22 protein-coding genes are annotated in these 23846 nt (G+C 72.1%); 6 read left to right on the top strand and 16 right to left on the bottom strand.

The window, feature by feature from the left end; all coding sequences use genetic code 11:
- Positions 1-432: 432 nt before the first annotated feature.
- On the bottom strand, positions 433-2907 hold the full coding sequence (locus QPJ90_RS07620) for a glycoside hydrolase family 3 C-terminal domain-containing protein (RefSeq protein WP_290133819.1): 2475 nt from the start codon (positions 2905-2907) through the stop codon (positions 433-435).
- 29 nt (positions 2908-2936) lie between these two features.
- Positions 2937-4205 carry an MFS transporter gene (locus QPJ90_RS07615; protein WP_290133818.1) on the bottom strand — a complete coding sequence of 423 codons (1269 nt, stop codon included), beginning with the start codon at positions 4203-4205 and terminating at the stop codon, positions 2937-2939.
- Between the two features lie 132 nt (positions 4206-4337).
- Between QPJ90_RS07615 and QPJ90_RS07610 the strand changes: the two genes are divergently transcribed.
- A complete protein-coding gene (locus QPJ90_RS07610) occupies positions 4338-4934 on the top strand; it encodes a TetR family transcriptional regulator (protein WP_290133817.1) in 597 nt (198 codons plus the stop codon).
- Between the two features lie 121 nt (positions 4935-5055).
- Here QPJ90_RS07610 and QPJ90_RS07605 read toward each other — a convergent pair whose 3' ends face one another.
- Complete coding sequence (locus QPJ90_RS07605; RefSeq protein ID WP_290133816.1) at positions 5056-6768, bottom strand: AMP-binding protein; 1713 nt, start codon at positions 6766-6768, stop codon at positions 5056-5058.
- 179 nt (positions 6769-6947) lie between these two features.
- On the opposite strand from QPJ90_RS07605, the gene QPJ90_RS07600 reads away from it, so the two are divergent.
- Positions 6948-7811, top strand: a complete 864-nt coding sequence (locus QPJ90_RS07600; protein ID WP_290133815.1) for an NAD(P)-dependent oxidoreductase — start codon at positions 6948-6950, stop codon at positions 7809-7811.
- Between the two features lie 22 nt (positions 7812-7833).
- On the opposite strand, the gene QPJ90_RS07595 is transcribed toward QPJ90_RS07600, so the two are convergent.
- On the bottom strand, positions 7834-9492 hold the full coding sequence (locus QPJ90_RS07595) for a methyltransferase (protein ID WP_290133814.1): 1659 nt from the start codon (positions 9490-9492) through the stop codon (positions 7834-7836).
- A complete protein-coding gene (locus QPJ90_RS07590; protein ID WP_290133813.1) occupies positions 9489-9854 on the bottom strand; it encodes a helix-turn-helix domain-containing protein in 366 nt (121 codons plus the stop codon). Before QPJ90_RS07590 ends, QPJ90_RS07595 begins: the two co-directional genes overlap by 4 nt.
- A gap of 100 nt (positions 9855-9954) precedes the next feature.
- On the opposite strand from QPJ90_RS07590, the gene QPJ90_RS07585 reads away from it, so the two are divergent.
- Positions 9955-11229 (top strand): MFS transporter, encoded by a 1275-nt coding sequence (locus QPJ90_RS07585; protein WP_290133812.1) that lies wholly within the window; start codon positions 9955-9957, stop codon positions 11227-11229.
- Positions 11230-11248: 19 nt separating this feature from the next.
- Here the strand turns inward: QPJ90_RS07585 and QPJ90_RS07580 are convergent, their stop codons facing one another.
- The gene (locus QPJ90_RS07580; RefSeq protein WP_290133811.1) at positions 11249-11692 is read right to left on the bottom strand and encodes a TIGR02611 family protein; all 444 of its coding nucleotides are present in this window, start codon (positions 11690-11692) and stop codon (positions 11249-11251) included.
- Positions 11693-11815: 123 nt separating this feature from the next.
- Positions 11816-12148, bottom strand: a complete 333-nt coding sequence (locus QPJ90_RS07575) for a TraR/DksA C4-type zinc finger protein (RefSeq protein ID WP_290133810.1) — start codon at positions 12146-12148, stop codon at positions 11816-11818.
- A gap of 100 nt (positions 12149-12248) precedes the next feature.
- Here QPJ90_RS07575 and QPJ90_RS07570 point away from each other — a divergent pair, with 100 nt between their 5' ends.
- The gene (locus QPJ90_RS07570) at positions 12249-13280 is read left to right on the top strand and encodes an LLM class flavin-dependent oxidoreductase (protein ID WP_290133809.1); all 1032 of its coding nucleotides are present in this window, start codon (positions 12249-12251) and stop codon (positions 13278-13280) included.
- Between the two features lie 145 nt (positions 13281-13425).
- Complete coding sequence (locus QPJ90_RS07565; RefSeq protein WP_290133808.1) at positions 13426-13872, top strand: DUF2510 domain-containing protein; 447 nt, start codon at positions 13426-13428, stop codon at positions 13870-13872.
- A gap of 116 nt (positions 13873-13988) precedes the next feature.
- On the opposite strand, the gene QPJ90_RS07560 is transcribed toward QPJ90_RS07565, so the two are convergent.
- From QPJ90_RS07560 to QPJ90_RS07520, 9 genes are all read right to left on the bottom strand, one after another.
- On the bottom strand, positions 13989-14969 hold the full coding sequence (locus QPJ90_RS07560) for a site-specific tyrosine recombinase XerD (RefSeq protein WP_290134189.1): 981 nt from the start codon (positions 14967-14969) through the stop codon (positions 13989-13991).
- Between the two features lie 27 nt (positions 14970-14996).
- On the bottom strand, positions 14997-15566 hold the full coding sequence (locus QPJ90_RS07555) for an NUDIX hydrolase (RefSeq protein WP_290133807.1): 570 nt from the start codon (positions 15564-15566) through the stop codon (positions 14997-14999).
- 162 nt (positions 15567-15728) lie between these two features.
- On the bottom strand, positions 15729-17438 hold the full coding sequence (locus tag QPJ90_RS07550; RefSeq protein WP_290133806.1) for a CTP synthase: 1710 nt from the start codon (positions 17436-17438) through the stop codon (positions 15729-15731).
- A 238-nt stretch (positions 17439-17676) separates the two neighbouring features.
- Positions 17677-19371, bottom strand: coding sequence for a DNA repair protein RecN (gene recN / locus QPJ90_RS07545; protein WP_290133805.1), 1695 nt, complete (start codon positions 19369-19371; stop codon positions 17677-17679).
- The gene (locus QPJ90_RS07540) at positions 19368-20294 is read right to left on the bottom strand and encodes an NAD kinase (protein ID WP_058725554.1); all 927 of its coding nucleotides are present in this window, start codon (positions 20292-20294) and stop codon (positions 19368-19370) included. The genes recN and QPJ90_RS07540 overlap by 4 nt, the downstream gene beginning before the upstream one ends.
- Positions 20291-21130 (bottom strand): TlyA family RNA methyltransferase, encoded by an 840-nt coding sequence (locus tag QPJ90_RS07535; RefSeq protein WP_290133804.1) that lies wholly within the window; start codon positions 21128-21130, stop codon positions 20291-20293. Before QPJ90_RS07535 ends, QPJ90_RS07540 begins: the two co-directional genes overlap by 4 nt.
- Positions 21123-21350 (bottom strand): hypothetical protein, encoded by a 228-nt coding sequence (locus QPJ90_RS07530; protein WP_290133803.1) that lies wholly within the window; start codon positions 21348-21350, stop codon positions 21123-21125. Before QPJ90_RS07530 ends, QPJ90_RS07535 begins: the two co-directional genes overlap by 8 nt.
- A gap of 10 nt (positions 21351-21360) precedes the next feature.
- Positions 21361-22326 carry an HAD-IIA family hydrolase gene (locus tag QPJ90_RS07525; protein ID WP_290134188.1) on the bottom strand — a complete coding sequence of 322 codons (966 nt, stop codon included), beginning with the start codon at positions 22324-22326 and terminating at the stop codon, positions 21361-21363.
- 58 nt (positions 22327-22384) lie between these two features.
- Positions 22385-23119 (bottom strand): hypothetical protein, encoded by a 735-nt coding sequence (locus QPJ90_RS07520; RefSeq protein ID WP_290133802.1) that lies wholly within the window; start codon positions 23117-23119, stop codon positions 22385-22387.
- Between QPJ90_RS07520 and QPJ90_RS07515 the strand changes: the two genes are divergently transcribed.
- A partial coding sequence (locus tag QPJ90_RS07515; RefSeq protein ID WP_290133801.1) for a hypothetical protein occupies positions 23087-23846 on the top strand: 760 nt, incomplete at its 3' end. The two genes, QPJ90_RS07520 and QPJ90_RS07515, sit on opposite strands and share 33 nt — an antisense overlap.

Here is a 23846-nt window from a genome sequence, read left to right as displayed (position 1 = left end):
CGACAACCCTGACGTGCCACGACGGGAAGGGCATCCGGCGGGGCCCGCGACCGGGCTGGTGAGTTCCCCCGGGCCCCCGGCCGGATGACCATCCCGTCCCTGATCCGCACGGGATGGTGCGTCCATAGTTGCACTTCGCCACGGCGTTGTCACACCGAGACTGCGGGATTCGGCGTTTCAAGGTGAACGTTCGTCATCGAATCTCGACATCGATTGCGGACGTGACGGGCCCGGAACGACGGATGCGCCCCCGCGCAAGCGTGGGGGCGCATCCTGACACACCGGCGCCGTCCGGGCTGACCGATCGGATCAGGAGACCGGCTCGCACACACGACGGCACCGTTCATGGTGTGTACGCGACCGGTAACCAGCCGGCACGCGCGGGATCATGTTACTGAATGCACCAGCGGCGTGCGCGGATACCGGATGGTGTCAGTGCTCCAGTTCGAGGGTCGTGGTCCCCGCCTCGTCCGCGACCGATGCCCCGACGTGCAGGGTGAAGGTCCCGGGCTCGTACGACCAGGCACCGTCCCAGTGCGCGAAGGCACGGGCCGGCACCTCGATCGAGACCTCGGTGGAGGCGCCGGCGTCGAGGCGCACCGGGGCGAACCCGACGAGCCAGCGGACCGGCCGGTCGATCGCGGAGTCGGCACGCGAGGCGTAGACCTGCACGACGTGCTTCCCAGCGCGCGCACCGGTGTTCGCGACCGTCGCGGTGACGATCACGGAGTCGCCCTCGCGGACCGTCGGCGTCCCTGCGACACCGTCGATCGTCCAGGTCGTGTAGCCGAGGCCGTGCCCGAACGGGTACGCCGGCTCGGTGCCGGCGCGGAGCCAGGCCCGGTAGCCGATGTGCACGCCCTCGTCGTAGGCGACCTTGCCGTCCACCGGGGTGACGTTCGACACGGGGACGTCCGCGAGCGTCGCGGGCCAGGTCGTGGGCAGGCGCCCGCCCGGCTCCGCGGCACCGGTCAGCACGTCGGCGAGCGCGTTGCCGTACTCCTGCCCGCCGAACCAGGTGAGGAGCACTGCGGCGACGTCGTCGCGCCAGGGCATCTCGACCGGCGAGCCGGAGTTGACCACCACGACCGTGTTCGGGTTCGCGGCGGCGACGGCGCGGACGAGGTCGTCCTGGTGTCCGGGCAGCGCGAGCGAGTCGCGGTCGTAGCCCTCGGACTCGACCTTGCTGTTCGTCCCGACGACGACCACGGCGACGTCCGCGCCCGTGGCGGTGCGCACGGCCTCCTCGATCAGGACGCCCGGGTCCGCGTCGCTCGGCTCGGTGCCGAACTGGTACGCGAGCACCCCGCCGAGGGTCTCGTCCTGGACGACGTCGTACTCGATGCGGATCGCGACCTGCTGGCCGGCCTCGACCTTGACCGGCACCGACCGCGCCGGCGGGTTGAGGAAGGCGGCGCCGAGCTGGTCGCCCTCGAAGCCGACCTCCTCGTCGAGGACCAGTGAACCGTCGATCCACATCCGGGAGTGTCCGGCTGCACCGATGCCGATCCGGACGGTGCCGGTGGTCGGTGCGGTGTAGGTGGTGGTGATGTCGAGCCGGTCGGCCTCGCGCGTCGGGGCGTCCCCGCCGAACCAGAAGAGCGCGGTGGCGCGGCGGTCCTCGACGAAGATCTCCTCGCCGGCCCTGACGAACGCGACGCGGGCACCGGGCTCGCCGGTCGCCGGGTTCGTGATGGTCGACAGCGGGAACTCCGCGATGCCCTCCTGCACGACGGCACCGATTGCGTGGTCGATCGTCGCACCCGGGAACGCGGCGCGGATGCCCTCGACCGGGGTCACGACGTGCGACGGCACGACGGTCGCTGAGCCGCCGCCCTGGCTGCGGGCCTGGTCGGCGTTGTGCCCGAGCAGGGCGACGCGCGACACGGCACCGGGGTCGAGCGGCAGGATGCCGGTGTTGCGGACGAGGACCGTGCCCTCCGCCTCGGCCTCGCGGACGAACGCGACGCCGTCCTCGACGTGCACGGACTGCGCGGCGACCGGCTCGAAGCCCTCGAGGGCCCCGACGCGGGCAGCCAGGGTCAGGATGCGACGGACCTTGCGGTCGATGTCGGCCTCGGGGACATCGCCGGCGCGCACCGCCTCGAGCAGCGGCCCCTCGCTCCACCACGGGTTCGGTCCGGGCATCGCGACGTCCTGCGACGCCTTCGCCGAGTCGACCGAGCGGACGCCGGTCCAGTCGGACACGACGATGCCGTCGAAGCCCCACTCCGAGTTCAACGGGGTCTCGAGCAGGTCGTTCTCCGACGCGGTCACACCGTTGATCGCGTTGTAGGACGACATGATCGCCCAGGCGTGCGCCTCGGTGACGGCCTTCTCGAACGCGAGCAGGTACAGCTCGCGCAGGGCCCGGTCGGACACCTCGGTCGAGGCGGTGAAGCGGTCGGTCTCGTAGTCGTTGGCGATGTAGTGCTTCGGGGTCGCGGCGACGCCGTTCTGCTGCACGCCCTCGACGTAGCTGGCCGCGAGGTCGGCGGTGAGCACCGGGTCCTCACTGAACGCCTCGAAGTGCCGGCCGCCGAGGGGCGAGCGGTGCAGGTTGATCGTCGGGCCGAGGACGACGTCGACGCCCTTGCGCCGGGCCTCGACGGCGGCTGCCGCGCCGTAGCGCTTGGCGATCGCCCGGTCCCAGCTCGCCGACAGCGCGGTGGCCGACGGCAGGTTGAGCGACGGGTCGCGCTCGTCCCACACCTCGCCGCGGACGCCGGACGGGCCGTCCGACATGAGGATGCGGCGGAGCCCGATCTTCTCGATCGGCCAGGTGGTCCAGAAGTCACGTCCGGTGAGCAGCTGCACCTTCTCCTCGACGGTCAGCTGGTCGAGGAGCGCGTCGATGCGCTCGGCCAGCGGACTGGAGGCACGGGTCGTCTCGTTCACGATGGTCACGGTGGTCGGTCCTTTCGTGGGGGCGGGCGTCAGCGCACGCCGCGGATGCGGGAGACGGAGGCGATGCCGAGCAGGCCGACCACCGCTCCGGTGATGAAGAAGCCGCTGTAGCCGCCGGTCACGGCGATCACGCCGGGGGCGGCCGCGGGGACGATCGACTGCGGGAGCGCCTGGGCGATGTTCACGACGCCGAGGTCCTTCGCGTTGTCCTGGTCGGACGGCAGCACGTCGGTGATGAGCGCGAGGTCGACCGCGTAGAAGACGCCCATGCCGGCGCCCATGACGAACTCGCCGACGAGCACCATCGACAACGACGGCGCGAGCGCGATCAGCACGAGGCCCACGACGCCGACGACCCCGGCGACGGCCACGAAGAGCTTGCGGCGCCCGAGTCGGTCGGACAGCCAGCCCGCGACGAGCGAGGTGAGCACGATGCCGACGACGTTCCACAGCGTGCCCTGGAAGACCGCGTTGGCGAGGTTCGCCTCGTTCACCCCGATGTCGTCGCGCAGGAAGTACGTCAGGTAGGACACCGCGGTGTACTGCGCGGCCACCATCATGAAGCGGGTGAGCCAGGCCCAGCCGAGGTCCGGGTGCTTGACGGGGTTGAAGACGAACGAGCCGAAGAGCTGCCCGACGCCGAGCTTCGTGGTCGGGCGGTTCACGAGCACGCGGTCGCGGAAGAGCACGGCGTAGAGGACGACGAGCGCCGATCCGATCGCCCCGGGGACGATCATCTGCGTGGCCGAGGTCGAGAAGAGCTGCACGAGGAAGGTGCCACCGACGAGCGCGAGGTTCTGCGCCAGTCCGAGGAGCGCGGCGACGCGGCCGCGCTGCGAGCGCGTGACGTGGTCCGGCATGACGGCGGTGAGCGCGGCGATCGTGGCGTTGTACGCGATCTGGGCGACGCCCCAGGCGACCACGAGGACGACGACGGAGGACGTCGTCGCGACGGCCACGAGGGCTGCGAAGCCGACCACGGTGCCACCGATGATCCACGGACGACGCATGCCGAGCCTCCCGGCGGTCCGGTCGCTCAGGCGACCGGCCAGGGGGTTGGCGACCATCGCCGCGAACGCGCCGATGCCGAGGGCCGTGCCGAGCACACCGGCCTGGTTCTGGGGCGCGATCTCCGCGACCTTCAGCGCCATCGCGACGAGCACGGGCGGCAGGAGGGCGATGAACAGGCCGAACATCGCGATCGGCATGCCGAGCGTGTACATCAGCGGGTTGCCGCGACCGCGTGTGGGGGCGACGGCGGTCGGGGTGTCGGCCATGGTCAGGGCGTCGTTGGCCACTGGGTCCTTCTTCCGGGTGCGCCACCAGCACCGGTGACTCGCTCGCCTCCTTCGGCGGCTCCGACCACCGTAACACCAGAAACCTACTTGTGCTTGGTTTTGTCTGCGTGCTCCTGGCGGTATGGTCACCGCATGGCACGACGGGGTTCGTACGCAAAGGGCATCGCGAAGCGCGAGGAGATCCTCACGATCGCGCTCGACCTCGTCGCCGTGAACGGGTTCCGCCGCACCAGCATCAAGGACATCGCCGACGCTGTGGGGCTGACCCAGGCCGGGCTGCTGCACTACTTCGACTCGAAGGACGAGCTCTGGGTCGAGGTGCTCAAGCGCCGCGACGCGATCGACGACGCCCACGACTGGCAGGCGTCGGACCCCGCCGAGCTCCTCGCCGCGGTGGTGCGGCACAACGCCGAGGTCCCGGGGCTCGTGCAGATGTTCGTGAACCTGTCGGCCGCGGCCGCGACCGATCCGGAACACGCGGCGCACGACTACTTCCAGCAGCGGTACGACACCGGTCGAGCGACGATGGCCGGGCAGCTCCGCGAAATGCAGGACGGCGGACGTCTGCGGGCCGACATCGACACGGAGGCGCTGGCCAGCATCATGCTCGCGGTGTCGGACGGCATGCAGATCCAGTGGCTCTACGACCCCTCGCGGGACATGGCTGCGCACGTGGAACTGATCGCGCAGCTCGCCGTGACGCAGGCCGCGGCGAGCATCGCGGACTGACGCGTACCGGGCCCCGCGCCCGAGCAGCGCACGCAGCGCACGCAGCGCCCGCCGCACCCGCGCCCGCGCCGCCGCGCCCGCGCCCGCGCACGCCGCGCACCGGGCGCCGCGCCGGCGCGGTTCAGCTGCGCCGCAGCTCCGGGAACCCGTCCTCGCGCCACTCCCCCTCGACCGGGACGCCGGCCGCGGCCGCCCGCTCCTCGCGCTCCCGCAGCTCGACCCGGCGGATCTTGCCCGAGATCGTCTTCGGCAGCTCGGCGAACTCGACCCGACGGACCCGGGCGTACGCGGGCAGTGCGGCGCGGGCGTGCTGCAGGACCTGCAGGGCGGTGTCCGCGTCGGCGGCCCACCCCGCGGCGAGCGTCACGTAGGCCTTGACGATGTTGAGCCGCGCGGCGTCCGGAGCGGGCACGACGGCGCTCTCCGCGACCGCGGGGTGCTGCAGCAGGGCGCTCTCGACCTCGAACGGCGACACCTTGTAGTCCGAGGACTTGAACACGTCGTCGGTCCGACCGATGAACGTGAGCTGCCCGTCGGCGTCGCGCGAGGCGATGTCACCGGTGTGGAAGAAGCCGTCCCGCATGGCGACGTCCGTGCGGTCGGGGTCGCCGAGGTAGCCGGACATGAGGTTCAGCGGGCGTCGGGTCAGGTCGAGGCAGACCTCACCCTCGTCGGTCCGTTCGCCGGTGACCGGGTCGAGCAGCACGACGTCGACGCCCGGCAGGGGCGTGCCCATCGCGCCAGGGGTCACGGGAGCGCCGGGCGGGTTGCCGATGATCGCCGTGGTCTCGGTCTGGCCGTAGCCGTCGCGGATCGTCAGGCCCCAGGCGTCGGCGACGCGCGCGATGACCTCGGGGTTGAGCGGCTCGCCCGCGGAGACGACCTCGCGGAGTGCCCGCGGCCGAGCCCCGAGGTCGCCCTGCAGCATCATCCGCCAGGCCGTCGGCGGCGCGCAGAACGACGTGACCTCGTGTCGGTCGAGCGCGTCGAGCAGCGCGACCGGGTCGAAGCGCGGGGTGTCGTGCACGAAGATCGTGGCCTCGGCGATCCACGGCGCGAAGAAGCAGCTCCACGCGTGCTTGCCCCAGCCGGGCGAGCTGATCGCGAGGTGCACGTCGCCCGGACGGACGCCGATCCAGTGCATCGTGCTGAGGTGTCCGACCGGGTACGAGGTCTGCGAGTGCACGACCATCTTCGGCTTCGAGGTCGTCCCCGAGGTGAAGTACACCAGGCACGGGTCGGTCGCGAGGGTGCGCACCACGGGCCGGCGTTCGTCGGCGGGGGCGGGCTCGCCGAGGTCGGTCGGGTAGGTCGTCCAGCCCGGGGTCGCTGCCCCGACCGCGATGCGCGAGAAGTCGCCGTGCACGTCGTCGAACTTCGCCGTCTCGCCGGCGTTCGTCACGACGTGCGCCACCGCGCCACGGTCCACACGGTCCTGGAGGTCTGCGGTGTCGAGCATGGTGGTGGTGGGCAGTATCACCGCGCCGACCTTCATCACCGCGAGCATCGTCTCCCAGATCTCGAGCTGGTTGCCGAGCATGAGGAGCACGTGGTCGCCCTTCCGGACGCCGTGCGCGTGCAGGAACGCCGCGAGCTGGTCCGAGCGCGCCGCCATCTCGGCGTAGCTGAACCGTCGGTCGTGCTCCGCGTCGACGAGGTGGAGCGCGGTGCGGTCGTTGTCGCGGGCGATGACGTCGAACCAGTCGTCCGCCCAGTTGAACGTCTCGCCGACATCGGGCCAGGTGAAGTCGGCACGGGCCTGGTCAGCGGTCTCGGCCGCGAGCAGCTGGTCGCGGGCGGCATGGAAGGCGGCGGTCACGTCGGGAGAGGACACCGTACGATCATGCCCGATCGGACTGCGCTGCCGGTGACCGCGCGGTCGCGGGTGCGCTGGCGCGCCGGCCGGGAGGCCCGTGCAGCGTCCGGCGGACAGGTACCGTCCGTGCCTGGTTGCGTCCACCCCGCGCCGGGCAGGATGGGCGGGTACGCAACACTCGACGAAGAGGAGACGCGATGACACGCGTGGTGGTCACCGGTGGCAGCGGCAAGCTCGGGCGGGCCGTGGTCCGGCACCTGGACGAGCACGGGTACGACGTGGTGCTCGTCGACCGGGTGCCCTCGCCGGACAAGCCCGAGCGGGTGCCGTTCATCCGCGCCGACCTCACCGACCACGGCCAGGTGCTGAACGTGCTGCTCGGCGTCGACGACCGCTACGACCACGTGGACGCCGTGGTGCACCTCGCCGCAGTCCCCGCTCCGGGCCAGGTGCCGGACGTGGCGCTCATCACGAACAACGTGACGTCGTCGATCAACGTCTTCCACGCCGCTCGCCAGGCCGGCATCAAGAGCGTCGTGTGGGCGTCGAGCGAGACCCTGCTCGGCATCCCGATGGGCGAGCACCACCCGCCGTACCTGCCCGTGGACGAGGAGTTCCCGGTCCGTCCGCAGTCGTCGTACTCCCTCGGCAAGGCCGTGGAGGAGGAGATGGCCCGCCACTTCACGCGCTGGGACCCGGAGCTGAAGATGATCGGCCTCCGGTTCTCGAACGTCATGGACGAGACCGACTACCCGTCGTTCCCGTGGGACGCGACCCCGGAGGCGAAGACCTTCAACCTGTGGTCGTACATCGACTCGCGCGACGGGGCCCAGGCCGTCCGACGGGCTCTCGAGGCGGACCTCACCGGGTTCGAGGCGTTCGTGATCGCGAGCCCCGACACCGTCATGGACACCCCGACGATCGAGCTCGTCGAGCGGTTCGTCCCGGACATCGAGCGCCGGAGCGACATCGACGGCGTCAGCTCGCTGCTCTCGATCGAGAAGGCCCGCGAGTTGCTCGGCTACGCGCCCGAGCACAGCTGGCGCGACCACCGCGCCTGAGCCCGGCCGGAGTCGGCGCCGGTCAGGCCGGCAGCAGGAGCCCGTCGAGGACGAGGTCGCGTGCCCGTGGCAGCAGGTCGGCCACGAGCGCGTCCTCGTCCACGCCGGTGATCTGCGCGATCGCACCGGTGATCGCCCGCACCGACAGGTCACCGTCACACGCGCCGACGAACGCGGCGAGCGCCGTGTCCGCGTCCACACGACGGCCGAACCCGCCGCCCTGCACGAGCGTCATCACCGTCGGGTCGTCGTTGCCCGGCCAGTAGTACCGCTCCTCGGTGACGTCGCCGGCGACGCGCAGGTGCGCGGCGCCGAGCGCGGCGTCGTCGTGGGCGGCGAGCCAGTCGGCCGCGTCGAGGACGCGTGCGACGGTCGCGCCGAGCCCCGCGGGGTTGGACCCGAGCGCCTCGGGGACGCGCTCGAAGCGGCGGAGGCGGGGCGTGCCTCCCGGCCGTTCGTCCGCGTGCGCGGGGCGACGCACGACGACGTAGCCGAAGCCGACGCCCGTGACGCGGCGGTCGCGGAAGTCGTCGAGCCAGGCGTCCACGAGGTCGTCGAACTCCGCGCTGCCGGGCTTCGTCCCGCCGTCGCGGATCCAGGTCTCGGCGTAGGCGGGCGGGTCCTCGCGCTCCCGCTCGACCACCCAGACGTCGAGGTCGGCGTCGGCGCGGGCGTCGGCGTCGGCGTCGGCGTCGGCGTCGGCGTCGGCGAACCACGAACGCACCCGGTCGAGGCCGTCGGAGCCCCAGCGGTACTCCCAGTTGCCGAGGAGCTGCGCGGTCCCGCCGGGTTCGAGGTGCTCGCCGAGGCCGCGGAGGACGGTCTCGACGAGGGCGTCGCCGACCATCCCGCCGTCGCGGTACTCGTAGGCGGGGACGCCCTCGCGGCGGGGTGTGATGACGAACGGCGGGTTCGAGACGATGCGGTCGAAGCGCTCGCCGGCGACGGGTTCGAACAGGGAGCCGAGCCGGAACTCGATGCCGTCCAGCCCGTTCAGCGCGACGTTGAACCGGGCGATGTCGAGGGCGCGGCGGGAGATGTCGGTGGCGACGACCTCGTCGGCGAACCGGCGGGCGTGCATGGCCTGGATGCCGCAGCCGGTGCCGAGGTCGAGCACGCGCTGGACGGGCACGGGCACCTGCAGGCCGGAGAGCGTGGTGGTGGCTCCGCCGATGCCGAGCACGTGCTCCTCCCCCAGGGCCGTGCCGAGGGCGAGCTCACCGAGGTCCGAGACGATCCACCAGCTGCCGGCGCCGAGGTCGTCGACGAAGGCGTACGGGCGGAGGTCCACCGTGGGGTGGACGAGCGCGTCGGCGGGGTCGAGCGGGAGCCCGGAGTCGTCGGTGCTGGTCGCGTCGTGCCGGAGCAGGCCTGCTGCGGCGACCCGGTCGACGCCCGCCGTCGGGAACGCGGCCTCCGCGTGCGCCCGCGACACCGGGAGCCCGAGCACGAAGAGCGTGGCGAGGGTGGCGAGCGGGGAGTCGTCCCGCGACGCCAGCGCACGCAGCGCCGCCACGCGTGATCCCCGGTGCAGTGACGCTGCGGCCTCCGCACCCCACAGGGAGTCGAGCCGCTCCACGGTGAACCCCGCGGCCTCGAGGTCGACGGCGATCGCCGCGACGGCTGCGGGCTCGGACGTGATCGTGGGCAGCCGGTGCGCCGATCGCGCAGCGGGGGTCACGGGGCGACGTCCTCGCGCATGAGGGCCGCCGGGACCTCCCACGCCGCGACGAGGTCGAGCAGTCCGGGGAACCGCTGCTGCACGTCGTCGAACCGCACGCGACTCGAGCGGACGAGGCCCTCCTGGTGCTGTTCGAGCAGCCCCGCCTCGCGCAGCACGCGGAAGTGGTGCGTCAGCGTCGACTTCGGCCGGTCGATGCCGACCCAGCCGCAGCTCCGCACCCCGCCGGCGGCGTCGATCAGGTACCGGTGCAGGATCGCGAGGCGGATCGGGTCGCTCAGGGCGTCGAGGACGACGGGCAGGTCCATCTCGGCGACGGTCGGCTGGGGCAGCCGCTCCGGGGCATCGACGTTGGCGGGCATGCACGAGACGGTAGCACCGTTCACCTCCCTGTACGACTTGCGTCGTACAGTCGACTGCGGTACGAATGCAGTCGTACAAGACCTCCTCGGAAGGGTGCTCATGCAGCAGTCAGCTCGCTCGGTCGCCGGGTTCTGGATCCTCGCCGCGGTGCTCCTCGCCGCGATGGCGTCGTCCGCGGTGCCGTCGCCCATCTACCCCGTCTACGCAGCCGAGTGGCACCTCACACCGCTCATGCTCACCGCAGTGTTCGCGATCTACGTCGCCGGACTCCTCGTCACGATGCTCGTCGCCGGGCGCCTCTCGGACCACGTCGGCCGGAAGCCCGTGCTGTTCACCGGTGGCCTGCTGCTCGTCGCCTCCCTCGTCCTCTTCACGCGGGCCGACGGGCTCGGTTCGCTGATCCTCGACCGGATCGTCCAGGGCGTCGCGGTGGGCCTCCTGATCGGTGCCCTCGGGGCCGCGCTCATCGACCACTCGCTCGAGCGCTTCCCCTCCCTCGCCGGTGTGCTCAACGGCGCCGTGCCGCCCTTCGCCCTCGCGACCGGAGCCCTGTCGAGCGGCGCGCTCGTCGAGTGGGGTCCGGCGCCCGAGCAGCTCGTCTACGCGGTGTTCGGCTCGCTGCTGCTCGTGCTCGTGATCGCCCTCGTGGTCGTCCCCGAGCGGGTTACCCGTCGCCCGGGAGCCCTCCGGTCGCTCCGCCCGACGGTGTCCGTGCCGCGGGACTCCCGCGCCCTGTTCCGCAGCGTCGCCGGGTCACTCGTCGCGAGCTGGGCGCTCGGCGGGCTCTTCTTGTCGCTGGTCCCCTCGGCGCTCGGCGCGGTGTTCGGCATCCGGGACCACTTCGCCGCCGGGGCGCTCATCGCCGTCGTCACGGGGGTCGGCGGACTCACCGGTCTCGCGATCCAGCGCCTCGACACCCGCCGCAGCCTGCTCCTCGGGCTCGTCGCGCTCATCGTCGGCCCGGTGGTCACCGTCTCGTTCGTGTTCGCGCACTCGCTGCCCGGCCTCGTCGTCGGCAGTGCGATCGCCGGCATCGGCTTCGGCGCCGGGTTCCAGGCGCCGCTGCGGATGCTGCTCGCGACCGCCGCACCGACCCACCGCGCTGGGCTGCTGTCGACGATCTACATCGTGAGCTACCTCGCGTTCGGTGTCCCCGCCGTCGTGGCGGGCCTCGTCGAGCCGGCGTTCGGCTTCGTGCCGGTGCTCGCCGGGTACGGCGCGTTCATCGTCCTCGCCGCCGGGACCGCCCTCGTCCTGCAGCTCGCGTCGACCCGACGGGCTGCGGTCGAGGAGCAGGCGGCGTCGGTCGTCGAACGCACGGCCACCGGCTCCGTCCGGACCTGCCCCGAGCGGGGCGCCGCGGCCGCCGACTGAGCGGAGGCGCCGGGCTTGCTCAGTGACCGGGGCGCGGGTGCTTCGGTGCGCGGGCCTGCATCCCCATGTTCCGGTGCGCGTCGGCGTGTGCGGCGTCCACGTCCGCCTTGCCGCGGTCCGCGACCTTCCGCAGCCACTTCGGGCCGCGGGTCTTCGCCCAGTCCCAGAAGCGGTGGAGCTGTGCCCGGAGCCACGTGATGATCCGGTGGAAGAAGTGGAACTCGCTCGCGAGGATCGTCAGCCCGATGAAGACCACGAGCCAGCCCGGCCCGGGCAGCGGCACGAGGATCAGGCCGATGACGACCACCAGCCCGCCGACGACTCCGACGAGCACCTTGTAGACGAGGTGCACGTGCGGCCGCGCGTGGACCCAGGCGCGGAGGTCACGGAACCACTGGAAGCGGTGGTGCCGCGCCGCCGAGGGCTCGACAGCGCCGGGTCGGTCGTCGGGTGTGCCGTCCATGTCGGCACGGTAGGGGCTGCGGCTGGGAAACTGCGCCGTGACGGACGGCAGGGTCCTGGACGGCGCACCACGGGACTCCCGGCCATCGTCAGCGTCGGGTCAGGGACCCGGCCTGGAGGCTCGTCACGCGTGCGCGACGCACGTCGCCGCCCACGGGACGGCGGCCAGGCGCGCCTCTGGGATCGGCTCCCCGCCGACCGCGCAGCGCCCGTAGGTCCCCGCGTCGAGCCGCGCGAGCGCGGCGTCCACCAGCCGGATGCGCTCGCGGGCGTCGTCGCGGACCGCGCCGAGCGAACCGCGCTCCCACGCGAGGGTCGCTCCCTCCGGGTCGTGCTCGTCGTCGGAGTTGGCGTCCTGCCGGGCGTCGCTCACATCCCGCATGCTCTGCTCGACGCCGGCGAGCAGACGTTCGTTGCGGAGGCGCTCGGTGGTGAGTGCGGCGCGGGGGTCGTCCATGGCGGACCACGGTAGTCCGGGCCGCCGCCGGCCGTCGCCGTCCTGGCCAGCTCGGGCCGCGGTCCGGAATGGACGTCCGTACGGATGCGTTTGCATCGACATGACCAAGATCGGGTTCCTGTCGTTCGGACACTGGCGCGACGTGCCGGGGTCCAGGGTGCGTAGCGCGCGCGAGGCCCTCGTCCAGGCCGTCGACCTCGCCGTCGCCGCCGAGGAGGCCGGGGTGGACGGCGCGTACTTCCGCGTCCACCACTTCGCCCCGCAGCAGGCCGCACCGTTCCCGCTGCTCTCCGCGATCGCCGCCCGGACCAGCCGCATCGAGATCGGCACCGGCGTGATCGACATGCGGTACGAGAACCCGCTCTACATGGCGGAGGAGGCCGCGGCGACCGACCTCATCTCCGGCGGCCGACTGCAGCTCGGCGTCTCCCGGGGATCACCCGAGACCGCGCTCGCCGGGTACCAGCAGTTCGGCTACGTGCCGGACGCCGGCGACCCGAACGGCGCCGACCTCGCGCGCTCGCACACGAGCGTCTTCCGCCGAGCGATCGCCGGGGAGCCCATGGCGAACGCGAACCCGCAGATGACCGGCACGGCCGGGTCGCTGCCCGTGTTCCCGCTCTCGGACACGCTCCCGGACCGGATCTGGTGGGGTGCCGGTACCCGCGCCACCGCCGAGTGGACCGCCGAGCAGGGCATGAACCTCATGTCGTCGACGCTCCTCACCGAGGACACCGGCGTGCCGTTCGACGAGCTCCAGGCCGAGCAGATCGAGCGCTTCCGGACGACCTGGGAGCAGATGGGGTGGGAGCGGACCCCGCGGGTGTCCGTCTCGCGGAGCATCATCCCGATCATCGACGACGAGTCGCGCCACTACTTCGGCGTCCGGGCGCAGGTCGAGGGACAGGACCAGGTCGGACACCTCGACGGTGGACTCGCACGGTTCGGCCGCTCGTACATCGGGTCGCCCGAGGACCTCGTCGCGGAGCTCGCCGCCGACCGGGCCGTCCGTGCTGCCGACACCGTGCTCGTCACCGTGCCGAACCAGCTCGGCGTGGACTTCAACGCCCGGATGCTCGCCGCGGTGAAGGACGTCTTCACGGAGGTGGACGCGGCACCCGTGCCCGCCTGAGCGGTCCCGGCGTGCGCGCAGCGGTGCCCGCCTGAGCGCGGCGGTCCCCCATCTCGCCGACACCCGGGCTGGGGCTGTGTCGCGCGCGCACCACGCCGTAGCGTCGAGGGGCACATCCGCACTCCGTCTCCTCGAGGAGGACCCCGTGACGCTCCCGGCCGCCGGCTGGTTCCCCGATCCGCAGGACGCATCGCGACTGCGGTGGTGGGACGGGCGCACCTGGGCCGAGGCGACCCGGGCGCTGCCGAGCCGGACGGAGCCGATCGTGCCCGTGGTGGTCGCACCCGTCGGGCCCTCGTTCTCCGTCGGCACCGCAGCGATCCGGACCCGTCCGTGGGCGTCCGACGCCCGGAACGTCCGACGACTGTGCGTCCTGACCGTCGTCGCCGCCCTTGCCGCGGCGCTCTCGGCGGTCTGGAACCCCCTCGGGCTCGTCAGCGCGGTCGCGTTGGCGATCGGGTCGGTGGCCGTGATCGCTCCCCGGGCCACCGGCGGGTGGCGGGTGCTCTCGCGGAGCATCGCGGCGAGCGCCCTCGTCGTCGCGGTGGCGACGGCGGCCGTCGCCGCGTCGGCGCAGTTCCGCTTGTTCTGACCCTGGGCGGCGCGGGCTCGGACCACACTCCGCACGCCGCGCTGCGCACGCCGACATCGAACCGCCACGACCCGTCGGTTCGATGTCGCTTTCGCGGTTCGACAGCGCTTGGCGCCCTACCCCCGCCTCGCCCGCGGGTGCGCCGTCTGGTACACGTCCCGCAGCATGTCCGCCGTCACCATCGTGTAGATCTGCGTCGTCGCGACGCTCGCGTGCCCGAGCAACTCCTGCACGACCCGCACGTCCGCACCGCCCTCGAGCAGGTGCGTCGCGAACGAGTGCCGGAACGTGTGCGGCGACACGTGCGCCTCGAGGTCGGCCGCAGCCGCAGCCGCCTGGATCACGAGCCACGCGCTCTGCCGGGACAGCCGCGCCCCGCGGGCACCGAGGAACAGCGCCGGTGTCGAGGGTCCACGTGCGGCGAAGACCGGCCGGGCCCGGACGAGGTACGCGTCGATCGCCGCCCGGGCGAAGCTGCCGAGGGGCACGATCCGCTGCTTGTTGCCCTTGCCCGTCACCCGCACGACCGAGACCCCGGGACCACCGGGCCCCTCGTCGTCCGACTGCACGTCGTCCACCGACAACCCGACCGCCTCGGAGATGCGCGCACCCGTGGCGTAGAGCAGCTCGAGCAGCGCCCGGTCCCGCAGCTGCACGGGATCGTCGCCGACGACCGCGCCGAGCAGCCGCTCCATGTCGTGCACGGAGATCGCCTTCGGCAGCCGCATCGGGGCCTTCGGCGGTCGGACGGCGGTGCCGGGGTCGAGCGGCAGCCAGCCCTCCCCCGCAGCGAACGCGGTGAAGGACCGCACCGAGCTGAGCATCCGCGCGATCGACCGGGGCGCGAGGGGCTCCGGCCGCGTGGCGAGGTGCTCCACGAACCCGGCGACGTCCGCCCGCGCCAGACGACCCACGTCCTCGACGGCAGCGGCTCCCCCGGCTCGGTCGGCGCCCGCGGAGTCGACCACCGGGGCGTCCGCCAACCATTCCGCGAACACGGCGAGGTCGCGCCGGTAGGCCGACACGGTGTGCTGCGACAGCCCCCGCTCGATCGCGACGTGCCGCAGGTACGATTCCGTGGCCTGTGCGAGTGCGATCACGCGGTCACCGTGACGACCGGCACGCTACCGACGAGCCGCGGCGTCGGCGGCGAGGACCGCCACCACCAGCCCGGAGTTGTGCAGGCGCCCGTCGAGGATCGCCTCGACCAGCTCGGCGCGAGGCACCCACCGCTTCACGATGTCGGCCTCCTCGGCCTCCCGTTCGAACGCCGACGCGGTGGCTCGGATGCCACGGGCGCGGTAGATCTCGAGGAACTCGTCGCTCCCGCCCGAGGAGGTGTTGTAGGTGACGAGGTGCTCCCACTCGTCGGCCTCCACATCGGCCTCCTCGGCGAGCTCGCGCTTCGCGGCCACGAGGTGGTCCTCGCCCGGGTGGTCGAGCAGACCCGCGGGCAGCTCCCAGTCGCGCACCCGGACCGGGTGCCGGTACTGCTGGATGACGAGCACGCGTCCCTCGTCGTCCTCCGCGTACACGGCGACCGCCCCGGTGTGGTCGATGTACTCGCGCACCATCGAGCCGTCCCCGTACGCGACGGTGTCCCGCTTCACGTTCCACACGACGCCCTCGTACACGACCGTGGAGTCGGTGACGTCGAAGGAGGTGGGCTCGTCTGCGATGGGTGCGTCGGTCACGTGCTCAATCCAAGCACGCCCCGTCCCCGGAACCTGGTTCCGCCCGACAGAACGCGACCGCAAGCGACAGAACGCGACTGCGAGCGCCAGAACGCGACCCCGGGACGGACGGGAGGCGCGGTGCCAGCTGGCACCGCGCCTCCCGTCCGGATCTCGGTCGCCTCAGGCAGCCGACTCCTGCGGGTCGAACAGGCTCGAGGCACCCGCGCGCTCGATCGCCGCACCGACGAGCCCCGCGAACAGCGGGTGCGCGTTCGTCGGACGCGACCGGAGCTCCGGGTGCGCCTGCGTGGCGATGTAGAACGGGTGCACCTCGCGCGGCAGCTCCACGTACTCGACGAGCGTGCCGTCGGGCGAGGTGCCCGAGAACACCAGGCCGGCGTCCGCGATCTGCTGGCGGTAGTGGTTGTTGACCTCGTAGCGGTGACGGTGCCGCTCGGATGCCTCCGGGGCGCCGTACAGCTCCGCCGCGAGCGACCCGTCGGTGAAGTGCGCCGGGTACAGACCGAGGCGCATCGTCCCGCCCAGGTCACCGCCGGCGATGATGTCCACCTGCTCCGCCATGGTCGCGATGACCGGCGTCGTCGTCTCCGGGTCGAACTCGGTGCTCGACGCGTCGGTCAGCCCGGCCTCGTGGCGGGCGTACTCGATCACCATGCACTGCAGGCCGAGGCACAGGCCGAGCGTCGGGATGCCCTGCTCACGCGCGAACCGCAGCGCGCCGAGCTTGCCCTCGATGCCGCGCACACCGAAGCCGCCCGGGACGCAGATCCCGTCGACGTCGCCGAGGTGCTTCGCGGCACCCTCGGGCGTGGTGCAGTCGTCGGACACGACCCACTTCAGCTTCACGCGGGCGTTGTGGGCGAACCCACCGGCGCGGAGGGCCTCGGTGACCGACAGGTACGCGTCGGGGAGGTCGATGTACTTGCCGACGAGGGCGATCGTGACCTCCTTCTTCGGCTCGTGCACCGCGTCGAGGACCGGCTTCCACGCCGACCAGTCGACGTCGTGTGCCTCGAGGCGGAGGGCGTCGATGATGACCTGGTCGAGGCCCTGGTCGTGCAGCAGCCCCGGGAGGTCGTAGATCGAGGGCACGTCGACGGCGTTCACCACGGCGTCCTCGTCGACGTCGCACATGAGGGCGATCTTGCGCTTGTTCGAGTCCGACACGGGGCGGTCGCTGCGGAGGACGAGCGCGTCCGGCTGGATGCCGATCGAGCGCAGTGCGGCGACGGAGTGCTGCGTCGGCTTGGTCTTCTGCTCGCCGGACGCGTTCATGAACGGCACGAGCGAGACGTGCACGAAGAAGACGTTGTTGCGGCCGAGCTCGTGCCGCACCTGGCGTGCCGACTCGATGAACGGCTGCGACTCGATGTCACCGACCGTGCCGCCGACCTCGGTGATGATGACGTCGGGCTGGGGGTCGTTCTCCGCCTGCTCGCGCATCCGGCGCTTGATCTCGTCGGTGATGTGCGGGATGACCTGGACCGTGTCGCCGAGGTACTCGCCGCGACGCTCCTTGGCGATGACGCTCGAGTAGACCTGCCCGGTGGTGACGTTCGCCGCCTGCGAGAGGTTGATGTCGAGGAAGCGCTCGTAGTGCCCGATGTCGAGGTCGGTCTCGGCGCCGTCGTCGGTCACGAAGACCTCGCCGTGCTGGAACGGGTTCATCGTGCCCGGGTCCACGTTGAGGTACGGGTCGAGCTTCTGCATGACGACCTTGAGGCCGCGCGCCGTGAGCAGGTTGCCGAGGCTGGCCGCCGTCAGGCCCTTGCCGAGAGACGAGACGACCCCGCCGGTCACGAAGATCTGCTTCGTCACCTTCGGGGTCTCGTTCGAAGTTTGTGTTCCGCCGCTGTAAGTGTCCGCCACGGGCTTCCATCCTACGTCAGATCGGACGGGAGGCGCGACCCGCGTTCGCCGCGGGCGTTGCGCGGGTGGGTGGCCGGTGCTCGGCCCGCCTCGAGGCGCGCCGGTCGTGGCGGGCTCGGGTCGCGCCTCCCGGCCGGCGTCCCTGTCGGTTCCTTCCGGCGTGCCTGTCGCTTCCTTCCGGCGTGGCTGGCGCTTCCTGGCGGCGTGGCTGGCGCTTCCTGCCGGATGCGGGCCGCCGTCAGGCGGACTGACCGGCGACCTCGAGGAGCTCGCGGGCGTGCTCCATGCCGCTGGCACTGTCGCCGAGGCCGGAGAGCAGCCGTGCCATCTCCTGCAGCCGCTCCTCGCCGTCGAGCCGCCGCACGCTCGACGAGGTGACCGCGCCGCTGGCGTCCTTCACGACGTTGAGGTGGTTGTTCGCGAAAGCTGCGACCTGCGCGAGGTGTGTCACGACGATGACCTGGGTGCGCTCCGCGAGCTGCGCGAGCCGCCGCCCGATCTCGATCGCCGCCGCTCCGCCGACGCCGGCGTCGACCTCGTCGAAGACGAACGTCGGGACGGTGGTGCTGCCCGCCATGACGACCTCGATCGCGAGCATGACGCGCGAGAGCTCACCGCCCGACGCGCCCTTGCCGATCGGACGCGGGTCGGTGCCGGAGTGCGGCTGCAGGAGGATCGCCACCTGGTCGCGACCGTGTCGGCGGTACTCCTCCGCGTCGGTGACCTCGACCACGAGGGTGGCGCCGGCCATCGCGAGCGACTTCAGTTCGGCGGTCACGCGCTTCGCGAGGTCGCCGGCAGCCTTGGTCCGGGCCGCGGTGAGGGCACCGGCGGCGTCCGCGAGGGTCTGTTCGTCCTGCTCCACAGCCTGCTGCAGTGCAGCGATGCGGTCGTCGTCGCCGTCGAGCTCCAGGAGTCGCTCGCCGGCCCGCTGCCCGTACGCGATGACGTCGTCGACGGTCTCGCCGTACTTGCGCGTGAGCCCGGCGAGCAGGGCGCGTCGTTCGTTGATGAGCTCGAGGTCGTGACCGGCGTCCGGTTCGAGCGAGCCGAGGTAGCTCGACAGGCTCGCCGAGGCTTCCGTCGCCTGGATGCTCAGCTCCGTCAGCTGTTCGAGCACGGGCTGCAGTGCGGCGTCCGAAGCCGCGACGCGCTCGATCGCTCGGCGTGCCGACTCGACGAGGCCGACGACGTCCGGTGCGCCCTCGAGTGACTCGCTCGACAGCGCTTCGTGGGCGAGGCCCGCGGACAGCCGGAGTTCCTCGAGGTTGCCCAGCCGTTCGGCCCGTTCCGCGAGCTCGACGTCCTCGCCCGGCTGCGGGTCGGCCGTCTCGATCTCGTCCGAGGCGGCGCGGATCCGCTCGGCCTCGGCGACGCGGTCGTCTCGGTCGCGCGTGAGCGTCTCGAGCTCGCCCGCGTGCTGCTGCCAGGCGTCGTACGCGGCGACGTACGCGTCGAACGCCTTCCGGAGCTTCGGGCCTCCGAACCCGTCGAGGGCGGCGCGCTGGGCCGCGGCCGACGTGAGGCGGATCTGGTCGGACTGGCCGTGCACGGTGACGAGCTGGTCGGCGAGCTCGCCGAGCACCGCGACCGGGGCGCTGCGACCGCCGACCGTCGCGCGGCTGCGACCCTCTGCCGACACGGTACGGGTGAGGATGAGCTCGCCGTCCTCGACGGCGCCGCCGGCGTCCTCGACCCGTTCTGCGACGGCGTCGTGGTCCGGCACGTGCCAGCGTCCTTCGACGACGGCGGACGATGCACCCCGACGGACGGCACCGGCGTCAGCACGGGCACCGAGCAGGAGGCCGAGCGCGGTGACGATCATCGTCTTGCCGGCGCCGGTCTCACCGGTCACGACGGTGAAGCCCGGACCGAGTTCGAGCGTCGCCTCACCGATCACCCCGAGGTCGGCGATCGAGATCTCCTCGATCACTGGTCGACCTCGTCGTCGCGCTGCGGGCCGCGCCAGCCGGTGACGGGAAGGCGGAACTTCGCCACCAGACGGTCGGTGAACGGGGCGTCCTTGAGCCGCGCCACCCGCACGGGCTCAGAGGACCGGTGCACCTCGACACGTGCACCCGGTGGCAGGTCGTGCGCCCGGCGGCCGTCGCACCACAGCACGCCGACGCCGCTCGTCCGGCGCAGCACCTCGACCGCGAGGGTGCAGTCCGGGCCGACGACGATGGGGCGGGAGAACAGGGCGTGCGCGCTCAGCGGCACCATGAGGATCGCGTCGACGTCCGGCCAGACGATCGGGCCGCCGCCGGAGAACGAGTACGCCGTGGAGCCGGTCGGGGTCGAGATGACCACGCCGTCGCAGCCGAAGGACGACAGGGGGCGGCCGTCGACCTCGGTGACGACCTCGAGCATGCGTTCGCGCGACGCCTTCTCGATCGTGGCCTCGTTGAGCGCCCACGACGAGTACACGGTCTCCTGGCCGACGACGACGTCGACCTGCAGCGCCACACGCTCCTCGACGTGGTACTCACCACGGAGGGTGCGCTGCACGGTCTCCTCGAGGTCGGGGCGTTCGCTCTCGGCCAGGAACCCGACGTGGCCGAGGTTCACCCCGACGAGCGCCGCACGGGTCCCACGGACGAGCTCTGCAGCGCGGAGGATGGTCCCGTCGCCGCCGAGCACGATGACGATCTCGAGCTGGTCCGCCTGCACGTCGACCCCGAGGATGTCGACCTTGCCGACGGACGCCTCGGCCCGCCGGACGTCGGCGTACTCGTCGAAGGGCATCACCGGGGTCACCCCGGCGGCGTGCAGGATGTCGCAGACCTCCACCGCGGCATCGATCGAGTCCTGCCGCCCGGTGTGCGAGACGAGCAGGATGTGCCGTTCGTCGCTCATGCCACCCCTTCCGCCAGGCTCGTCGCCCGGTCGATCCATTCTGTCGGATTGGTACCGACACCACGCTGGAAGCGCGCGAGGTACTCGTGGTTCCCGTGCGTGCCGACGATCGGCGAAGCGGCGAGACCGGACGTCCCGAGGCCCGCGTCCCACGCCGACCAGAGCACGTTCATGAGCGCGTCGTTCCGGAGGCCCGGGTCGCGCACGATGCCTTCGCGGACGCCACCACGACCGACCTCGAACTGCGGCTTCACCAGGAGCACGAAGTCGTCGGACGGCACCGCGGAGGCGAGCACCGGCAGCACGATCCGGAGCGAGATGAAGGACAGGTCGCCGACCACGAGGGACGTCTCCGCAGCTGCCGGATCGAGCGCGGCGTACGACTCGGCGGTGAGGTTCCGCGCGTTGCACCCCTCGACCACGGCTACACGGTCGTCGAGGGCGACCACGGGGTCGAGCTGGCCGTGACCGACGTCGAGCGCGACGACCCGACGGGCACCGCGTGCGAGGAGCACCTGGGTGAAGCCGCCCGTGCTCGCGCCGACGTCGAGCGCCACGCGTCCGGTGGGGTCGATCTCGAAGGCGTCGAGGGCACCGACGAGCTTCCGCGCAGCACGGGACACCCACTCGTCCCCGGAGTCGACGACGATCGCGGCGTCCGCACGGGTCGGGTGGGACGGCTTGACGACCGCGACCCCGGCGACGGTGACTCGCCCGTCCTGGATCAGCTTGGTCGCCGCCGTGCGTGACCGTGCGAGTCCGCGTTCGGCGACGAGCGCGTCGAGACGGACGGGACCGCCGCGAGCGCCCTCGGGTGCTCCGGCGGGCTCAGGCACTCGCCGTGCCGCCGCTCTCGAGTCGGGTGCGGAGCTCATCGTGCAGGGCCGCGAAGGCGTCTGCACGGTCCGCGAGGTCGAGTTCCTCCGCCGCTGCGGTCCGCGCGGCGAAGTCCTCGTGGTCCTGGTCGGACAGCGGGACGCCGGAGGCCCCGCCCGGCTTCGGACGCGCCGAGACGCCGCCGGGCTGCGGCTGCGTCGGGTGGTCCTCGTTCGGCACGTCGGTCACGCTACTCGCCGCCGTACAGCTTCGGGTCCACGTCGAGACCGTAGATGGCCAGGCCCGACTCCCAGATGATCGTCGCGCCCGCGCGTAGTCGGTCGAGGTCGTCGCCGTCGTCGAGCACCCGCACGACGTGCCCGCGCATCGCGACCGTGGAGTCGCCGACCGTGACGTACCGGGTGCCGTCCTCGTCCTCGCGCCGGTCCGTCACCGGGTACGGCGTCGACAGGCCGCGGAGGTCGCCGAGGATGAACGTCGGCCGCGACTTCGGGTCGGCCGCGAGGACCTGCTTCGCCCGGTCGATCCCGGTCAGGACGAGGACGCTCGGGATCCCGGCGTCGTTCGCCCCCTTGATGTCGGTGTCGAGACGGTCGCCGATGAACAGGGGATGCGCACCGCCGAAGCGGGCGAGGGCAGCGTCGAAGATCGGCCGTTCGGGCTTGCCCGCGACGACCGGCATCCGGCCGACCGCCTGGTGCACGGCCGACACGAGCGTGCCGTTGCCGGGCGCGATCCCTCGCTCGACGGGGATCGACCAGTCCATGTTCGTCGCGACCCACGGCACGTCGGGGTCCGCAAGGGCGAAGGACGCCTCCGCGAGCTCCTTCCACCCGAGGTCGGGCGAGAAGCCCTGGATGACCGCCGCCGGCGAGTCCTCGGCGCTGTTCGTGACCGTGAACCCGGCTTCCTCGACGATGCTCGTGAGCCCGAGGCCACCGGTCACCAGGACCGTCGATCCGGCCGGCACGAGCGTCGACAGGAGTCGGACGCCGGCCTGCGACGAGGTCACGACGTCGTCCGCGGCGACCTCGAGGCCGAACGCTTCGAGGTGCTCGGCCACGTCGACCGGACGCCGCGACGCGTTGTTCGTGATGTACCCGACGCGGGCGCCGAGCGACGCCCGCGTCAGGGACTCGACGGCGTGCGGGATCGCGTTGCGTCCGCGGTACACGACGCCGTCGAGGTCCGTCAGGACGACGTCGATCCCGCGCGTCGGGGGAACCGGGCCGTCAGACGGCTGAGCAGCTGCGTCAGCCGGCTGCGGAGCCGTCGACGTCGGCGGGGTTGTCGTCGTCGATCTCGCCGGGCTCGTCGGCGGGGCCGGGCTCGTCGAGGGGAGCGGGTTCGTCGGCAGGCTCGAGCTCGTCGTCGGCGTCCTGCTCGACTGCGGGCTCGTCGAGCTGCTCGGCGTCGTCCTCTCGGTGTCCTTCGTCCTCGATCGCTTCCTCGACCACATCAACCGTCTCCCAAGCATCCTCGTCAGCGGCCTCGGCCAGAGCCGTGGTCGCGTGATCGACACGGGCCCACCACTCGTCGGCCTCGTCCTGGCGGTCGAGCTCCTCGAGCGTGGCCGCGTAAGCACTGTAGAGCGCCGGGGACCAGCTGTACGCAGTCGAGGGGTCGAGCTGTGGAATCTCCAGCTCACCGAGCGCGGCCTGTGGATTGCCGAGGTCGAGGCGTGCGCCGGACATCGCGATCGCGAGCTCCACCTGCACGGGGGTGTCGAGGGCAGCGCGATCGACCGAACGACCGAGCTCGAGCGCGCGCTCGGGTCGGCCGAGGCCGCGCTCGCAGTCGACCATCATCGGCAGCTGGTCGTTCTTGCCCGCGATGCGCCGGTAGGTCCGGAGCTCACGGAGCGCGGTGGCGAAGTCGCCGAGACGGTACGCGGTGATCGCTGCGGTCTCCCGGACCACGGCCACGCGACCGGCGCGACGGGCAGCGCTCAGTGCGTGCTGGTTCGCAGTCTCGGGGTCGACGTCCACGAGGAGCGCCGCCGAGACGAGGTGCTTCGCGACCCAGTCCGCGTTGTCCTTGCTGAGGGTCTTGAGCTCTGCACGGGCAGCAGGGTCGAGATCACGTGCCTGCACGCCGTCCGGGATCTCCGGATCGTCGTGGCGGGGGCGGATGGACTTGGTGCCGTACGGGTCGCGGTCCTCCCAGTCGTCACGGGCTGCCTCGCCGAAGCGTGCGCCGGCATGACGCGAGCCGTCCCCGAAGCGACGACGGTCGTCGCCTCCGTCACGACGCGGGCGGTCGGAGTCCCCGCGGAACGGACGGCCGCCGTCGCGGCGTTCGGGACGGTCGCCATCTCGCGCAGGACGGTCCGAACGGAACGGACGGTCCCCGTCGCGACGGGGACGATCGGTACCACCGCGGAACGGACGGTCACCGTCACGCGCCGGACGATCCGAACGGAACGGACGATCACCATCGCGCGCCGGACGATCCGGACGGAACGGACGATCACCGTCACGCGAAGGGCGGTCCGAACGGAACGCACGATCACCATCGCGCGCCGGACGATCCGAACGGAACGGACGATCACCATCACGCGCCGGACGATCCAAACGGAACGGACGATCACCATCACGCGCCGGACGATCCGAACGGAACGGACGATCACCATCACGCGCCGGACGATCCGAACGGAACGGACGGTCACCATCACGACGCGGACGATCAGCACCACCGCGGAACGAGCGATCACCA

Origin of the sequence: Curtobacterium sp. 458 (assembly GCF_030406605.1) — a bacterium.
In the GTDB taxonomy this organism is placed as follows: Bacteria; Actinomycetota; Actinomycetes; order Actinomycetales; family Microbacteriaceae; genus Curtobacterium.
Note: the sequence above shows the minus strand (reverse complement) of the source record. Positions and strands in the feature narration are given on the sequence as shown.